This window comes from Zooshikella ganghwensis DSM 15267, assembly GCF_000428585.1.
In the GTDB taxonomy this organism is placed as follows: domain Bacteria; phylum Pseudomonadota; class Gammaproteobacteria; order Pseudomonadales; family Zooshikellaceae; genus Zooshikella; species Zooshikella ganghwensis.
The window spans coordinates 1-5,174 of sequence record NZ_AUAF01000219.1; the positions used below are offsets into that span (position 1 = coordinate 1).

Genomic DNA, 5,174 nt, shown 5'->3' on the forward strand with positions numbered 1-5,174 from the left:
ACCCACTGTCAGTCACGTAAAAAAGAAGCCACACATACTCATTTAAATGCTTCATTATCAGCACTTAATGTCTTGAAGTTAGAGGATCAGCTATTAAAAGGAAGTAATGATAGAACAGTAATTTCAATTGCCTCATGGAAACGTAAAAAATTTAATCAACACTTAATGGAAAAACTTTTTGACAAGTTAGGGTTAAGCTTAAGTATTCAAAAAGTCGCTCAAGTGTATAAACAGATGAGTGACTATGGGGCTATGGCTGCGTAAAAGTGTCTAGAGTATTGTTAAGTGCTTAAGCATTTATAATCTCAAGGCAATCGCATATAAAAACATATTGTGATGGATATATATTATGCTAATACAATGCATAAATAAATTTGTTCTTCCCGCAATAGAAGATCACCCTTGGTCTCTACTGCTCACGGTGCTCCCGACACCGGCGTCACAAGCTTATTCAAGCATTGCAAACCCACTTTTTGCAATCCTCTAATTACACTTAAATAAAGACTAACGATATTTCGATGTATAGTCTGTAAGACAAAGGATAGATAATGTACGCCGAACTTTTGCCGCACGGAAGCGGCAACCGAGCCTCCAGCGAGGGATTTACGGCGTGTTCGACGGGCGTCATACAGACTTTTGACAATGGTGCTTTAATAGCAAATTATATACAATTCCTGGGGCTTCGACCTGTTACAAAAAGAGCTAGCTTGACACTAGCTCTTAAGTGATTATCCATTTTAATCAATATAAATAAGGGAAACGTCTTCATGCCCTGGAATATAGTTGCAAGTTCCCCTACCGACTACATGTATTTTTTTACCTGCCATCTTTGCAGCCAACAACATAGAAATCATCGTTTTTCCACCATCTTCATTATCAATAACAAAAGGAGGAGAAGAAGAATTAGCGCAGGTAGCAAATGTTGGTGTTCCACTAACAGTGAAATACATTAAATTCTTTGCAGGAGCACCAGTTCCTATTCCACCAGCAGCAATTTCTACGACATCGCCATAGGCAGATCCAAATTTCGCAGCACTGCAAAGTGCAGAAAAAGATAACAGTGGAAACAGCAATAGTGGTTTGACACTTAACTTCATTTGATTAACTCCTTAGGAAGGTATTTAAACTAATTTATACGTCACTGCTTATAAACTACATTCTGACTGGATCTCTTTCTCCCGTATTTGATTAAATATTTTTGTATCAATCCCATAGTTCTCAAAAATTGTCAGGCCATCATCTATAGTACATTTTTCCTCTTGAGGAGCCCAACCTATTGAAATACCGCTCTTAATGAGCAAGCGAGCATACCTTAGTTTATTAAAGTTAAGCCTGCGTTCACTTGAGATTAAGTTGTTTCCTGTAATAGGTTTTTCATCCATATCAAACTTGATTATTTGAAGAGTTTCCTTCATGTCTTTGTAGCAGACTTTAAACTCGACTAACGCTCGATAGCCTGTATCTTCAGATTCACACCGGATGTAAAACACCACAAAGAATCATCACCATCAAGAGCCAATAAACTATTTATTTGGATACTTAAAATTTTATCTTCTCGTTTCAATGACATACCTGCGGCTTAACGCCGCAATAATTTACCGAGTGAAGCGCAGCGTAATGTGATCAAATTAATTGATTTGTTAACTAAACTCTGGAATACCTATAAAAAGGTCATAAAACCCAACAATAATTAGCAGCCAAAATACTGAGCCCAAGACTATCCACAGTATATTTACCAGAGTAATTCTATTATTCGAACTACCTTGGAAATCTTGACATGCAATATTTGCAATTTTTTGAGCACGAAATAAAGACCAACCAACAAAAATTATGGGCAAAACACCTAATATATCTGTATATGGCGAACCAAAGCCCTTTGCCGACATTCGATCACACACATTTTGCACGACTTCAGAAAGAACGTATACAGTGGCCATACCTGAAGCAGACCAACTAAAAGCCTCCCCTGTCACCTTCGCTGCTTTATCAATTCTTCTAAATAAAGAATGAGTAAAAAATATTGAAAATATCGCTCTAGGCACCGGCCAGATGTTCTCTTTCGTCCTAGTTTTCAATTGTCTCCAGTGCTCATAGAACCAATAAAGCGTGTACAAGCCAAAGGTAGCAATGAAAAGAATTAAAAATTTTCGAGGCGACACAACATAAAATGAAGCCACCTCATTAGTGTTTTCAACTAAAACTGACTCTGGAACCTTATATAGATTTTCTGTCATCATATTTTCTTCTGTTTTCTCACTTCAGCTAACGATTCAATTATCGGCGAAAACACTCGCCAGTATGTTTGAGTCCAGCGCATGCCCTGAAGGGGTATTTTAGCGCGATGTATATTGCCTTGTGTACACCTGGTATAGGCATCGAATTTATGGGGTAAAATCCCCCTGTAGGAAGATCACCTTTTAATCAATCTTAAACGAGTAAAGGCTAACTACTATTGAATGGCAAGGGCCTATCCGCAAGGAGTGGTTTGGAGGAAGCCGCTATCAACGTTGCGAGCTGATGAACAAGAACATCATATGAGGCGTAGGTTGAAAGCGAGGTGGCACAAGACATCAAAACCACGTGATCTAACGGCCACCGTAAATGATGCAGTTGTGCGACATGCTCTTATCCGGGGAGATCTGACATTCCTGCGTCCTTCGCTTCGCTGCGGAAAATACCAGATAAAAGACTGGTTAATCAACTCTTGGCGTATCATTCGTTGCAAATGATGCAAGCAAAACAGCAGCACACACAGCAAAGCTAGAAAGCACTGAGTGAAGCAATTTACTCAGGGATGGCTGCAAGTCAGCAGAGCATAGTAGCCAAATGCCTATCGTACTCGATTATGCTCGGCCATTTAAAACGAGCAAAAGTAACAAACCGAGGCCTGTAAGAGCAAGCAACCCTGACACTAACCGAGCCTTCAAATTTGGTGATTTTTTAGTTTTAGTATTAATTGGGGGCAGCCCAGACAATTGCCCTGCTCGATCCTGCAAATTAACCATTTTTTCGTGGCATTGCTCGATTTCGATTGGAGTGATATCTGGAGACTTCAGCTTTTCCATTAAAGCAGATATCTCATTATTGATACTCAAAAACTCTTTACGATTCTCTTCAGGCAGAGTTTTCGCAATCTCTCGAGCACGGGACTTTAATTCTTCCGTATTCATTCAACTTCTCTATCCAGGCGCATAATGTTTGAGCTCAGAGGCCACCAACCGCAGGGAGGGAACAAACAACTCTCCGCTTGTTGTCCGCTGCAACGAATGGTTATGTCGAGGACTTGTAACCAGTTAGTTGATAATTATGCTACTTATCAAATCAGGTTTGCTCTTTTCAGCATCCTCGATTTTTGTTTTTTCCAATATTGTGACTTCTATATTAACTTTTTTATGTAAATACTTTTGATCGAATATAATTCTTATTGAATTTAAGGCATATTTGTCTTGGTAGAAGACCATTTTTCGACCTAAAGTTGGGTCTTTTTCAAGAGCAAGCCTCATTTTGCCATTATCGTTTATGAATTGGCGGTTATCGTCAAGAATATTAAGAGATAAAATTGACTTGCTGCTGACGAATGACTCATTGGCAACATGATAGATATGGAGCCACTCTCCTTTTCGGTAAACTGCAATATAAAAATTTTTCACTTCCCAAAACCCAAGAAGGGAATCACACTGAAAATATTTTTGTGTTTGCGTTGCCCATTCCTCAACCGATTGTAAAAAAGGATTAATATCAATATGCTTCGCATTTACGATTTTTTTGGGATCAGGCAGAGGTGAGTCATCCCCACATCCACTGAGAAGGGAAAAAAGGAGTATTGTAATAATAAAGTATAATTTATTCATATAAGGTGTTTGTCTTTTTAAAGCCAAGGCTTCCATCCCACATATCTAAACCTTCGTAATCTTCGATTATTAAACGATATTTTTCAGCATACTGTATTACTCGAAGCATCCCACTTTTTGACTTAAGGTTAACCGCAGTACTTCCCAATACAAGATTAAAATCTCCTTCTTTTCGCCAATACCCATCGCCATTATTTATATCCAATCTTGCCAGCAAAGAATTACTAAAGTTAATTGTAGCTGTACCATAGTGTTTAAGTATCAATTTTGAGCTACCTTAATCCCACTCGCCAACTAAGACAGGCTCTTTAAAAAAAGGATTCATATTAATATTTTCTGAGTATCTTATACTCGCATATGCGTACCCGAAGGCAACGACTAGCAGGCACCCAAAAGGTATAGCTGAGCGGAGCTGTATTATTGATATAAGTTCATCCATAGTTGGCTAAATGTAACTCCCAAAGTCGCAACACAGACGAGCACATATAGTCTGCAGGGCAATGCAGACCATTGCTTGTTATACATTACCACGAAAAACTATCTACAGAGATATCCAACCCTTTTTGACTGACAATCCTAACAACCGAATTCTTTACATCCACATGCCAGTTGTCAGAGGAAGTAATTGATTTCACTGCTTCTAACTTTGAACCATCTTTCTCAGCGAAGTAGAATGTTTCACGTTCTGTTTCGACATTACGGGTTAGTACAAGCATCTTTGTTTTTGGCTTACGATCAGGTACACCATGATTGTTTTTTACAGGCGAAGAATAATCACTATGATATTTAACTTGCCCATCCTCTACAGCAGTTTCAAATAAGAGCGCAACAACCTGAAAATTTTCTTGTTTAGGAAAGAGGTACTTACCCTCGTCTGTATCGGGATTGTAAATATAGAGATTAACGATTGCTCGCGTACCACTACTAAGAAAACCAGACTTTTTCTCACTCTCTACGCTTTTGTAATATAACCCTGTTTCTGGGTCGTATGCATCAATACTTGGGTTGTAATACCCACCCGCAAATGAATGGGCAGATAACATTAAGGCTACAACGATTACCCCTTATGTCAGGATAGTTGTCGCCTCACCTGAAGTAAAAATCTAAAGAAAGGGGCGCAGGTGAATGATGAGTGAAGCGCGTATCAAAAGAAAGAAAAGAAGCTATTCTAGCGAAGATGATGCCACCCCATAATATGAGTGTTCCAGCACTTGCAGAAGAAACCGGTATTTCAGCAAAAACCCTGTATAATTGGCGTCAGGTTGCGAAAAGAAAAGGCTGTGTTATGCCCGGAAACAAGAAGAATGCTGAGCAGTGGTCCTC

General features: G+C 39.0%; 8 protein-coding genes and 1 pseudogene. 2 read left to right on the plus strand and 7 right to left on the minus strand.

All coding sequences use genetic code 11. The features are described from left to right. Positions 1 to 264, plus strand: a pseudogene (locus F607_RS34965) (hypothetical protein); the annotation flags it as partial. Between the two features lie 473 nt (positions 265 to 737). Here the strand turns inward: F607_RS34965 and F607_RS0124325 are convergent. The 7 genes from F607_RS0124325 to F607_RS0124355 all read right to left on the minus strand — a co-directional run bounded on the left by F607_RS0124325 (position 738) and on the right by F607_RS0124355 (position 4,894). Then, the gene (locus F607_RS0124325; RefSeq protein WP_027710126.1) at positions 738 to 1,097 is read right to left on the minus strand and encodes a hypothetical protein; all 360 of its coding nucleotides are present in this window, start codon (positions 1,095 to 1,097) and stop codon (positions 738 to 740) included. A gap of 48 nt (positions 1,098 to 1,145) precedes the next feature. After that, on the minus strand, positions 1,146 to 1,415 hold the full coding sequence (locus F607_RS0124330) for a hypothetical protein (protein ID WP_157365592.1): 270 nt from the start codon (positions 1,413 to 1,415) through the stop codon (positions 1,146 to 1,148). Positions 1,416 to 1,640: 225 nt separating this feature from the next. Further along, a complete protein-coding gene (locus F607_RS31600; protein ID WP_051311804.1) occupies positions 1,641 to 2,237 on the minus strand; it encodes a hypothetical protein in 597 nt (198 codons plus the stop codon). A 606-nt stretch (positions 2,238 to 2,843) separates the two neighbouring features. Then, positions 2,844 to 3,170 (minus strand): hypothetical protein, encoded by a 327-nt coding sequence (locus F607_RS0124340; RefSeq protein WP_027710128.1) that lies wholly within the window; start codon positions 3,168 to 3,170, stop codon positions 2,844 to 2,846. A 123-nt stretch (positions 3,171 to 3,293) separates the two neighbouring features. After that, on the minus strand, positions 3,294 to 3,887 hold the full coding sequence (locus F607_RS0124345; RefSeq protein WP_157365593.1) for a hypothetical protein: 594 nt from the start codon (positions 3,885 to 3,887) through the stop codon (positions 3,294 to 3,296). Beyond that, a complete protein-coding gene (locus F607_RS0124350) occupies positions 3,844 to 4,116 on the minus strand; it encodes a hypothetical protein (RefSeq protein ID WP_027710130.1) in 273 nt (90 codons plus the stop codon). The genes F607_RS0124345 and F607_RS0124350 overlap by 44 nt, the downstream gene beginning before the upstream one ends. Positions 4,117 to 4,375: 259 nt before the next feature. After that, on the minus strand, positions 4,376 to 4,894 hold the full coding sequence (locus F607_RS0124355; protein WP_027710131.1) for a hypothetical protein: 519 nt from the start codon (positions 4,892 to 4,894) through the stop codon (positions 4,376 to 4,378). An 89-nt stretch (positions 4,895 to 4,983) separates the two neighbouring features. Here F607_RS0124355 and F607_RS0124360 point away from each other — a divergent pair. Then, positions 4,984 to 5,174, plus strand: a 191-nt coding sequence (locus F607_RS0124360) for a transposase (RefSeq protein ID WP_027709844.1), incomplete at its 3' end; no start/stop codon positions are given.

What these genes read in the sequence shown, in the direction of transcription:
- F607_RS0124325 (WP_027710126.1), bottom strand. Translation starts at nt 1,097, where the DNA reads ATGAAGTTAAGTGTCAAACCACTATTGCTGTTTCCACTGTTATCTTTT.
- F607_RS0124330 (WP_157365592.1), bottom strand. Translation starts at nt 1,415, where the DNA reads ATGAAGGAAACTCTTCAAATAATCAAGTTTGATATGGATGAAAAACCT.
- F607_RS31600 (WP_051311804.1), bottom strand. Translation starts at nt 2,237, where the DNA reads ATGATGACAGAAAATCTATATAAGGTTCCAGAGTCAGTTTTAGTTGAA.
- F607_RS0124340 (WP_027710128.1), bottom strand. Translation starts at nt 3,170, where the DNA reads ATGAATACGGAAGAATTAAAGTCCCGTGCTCGAGAGATTGCGAAAACT.
- F607_RS0124345 (WP_157365593.1), bottom strand. Translation starts at nt 3,887, where the DNA reads ATGGAAGCCTTGGCTTTAAAAAGACAAACACCTTATATGAATAAATTA.
- F607_RS0124355 (WP_027710131.1), bottom strand. Translation starts at nt 4,894, where the DNA reads ATGTTATCTGCCCATTCATTTGCGGGTGGGTATTACAACCCAAGTATT.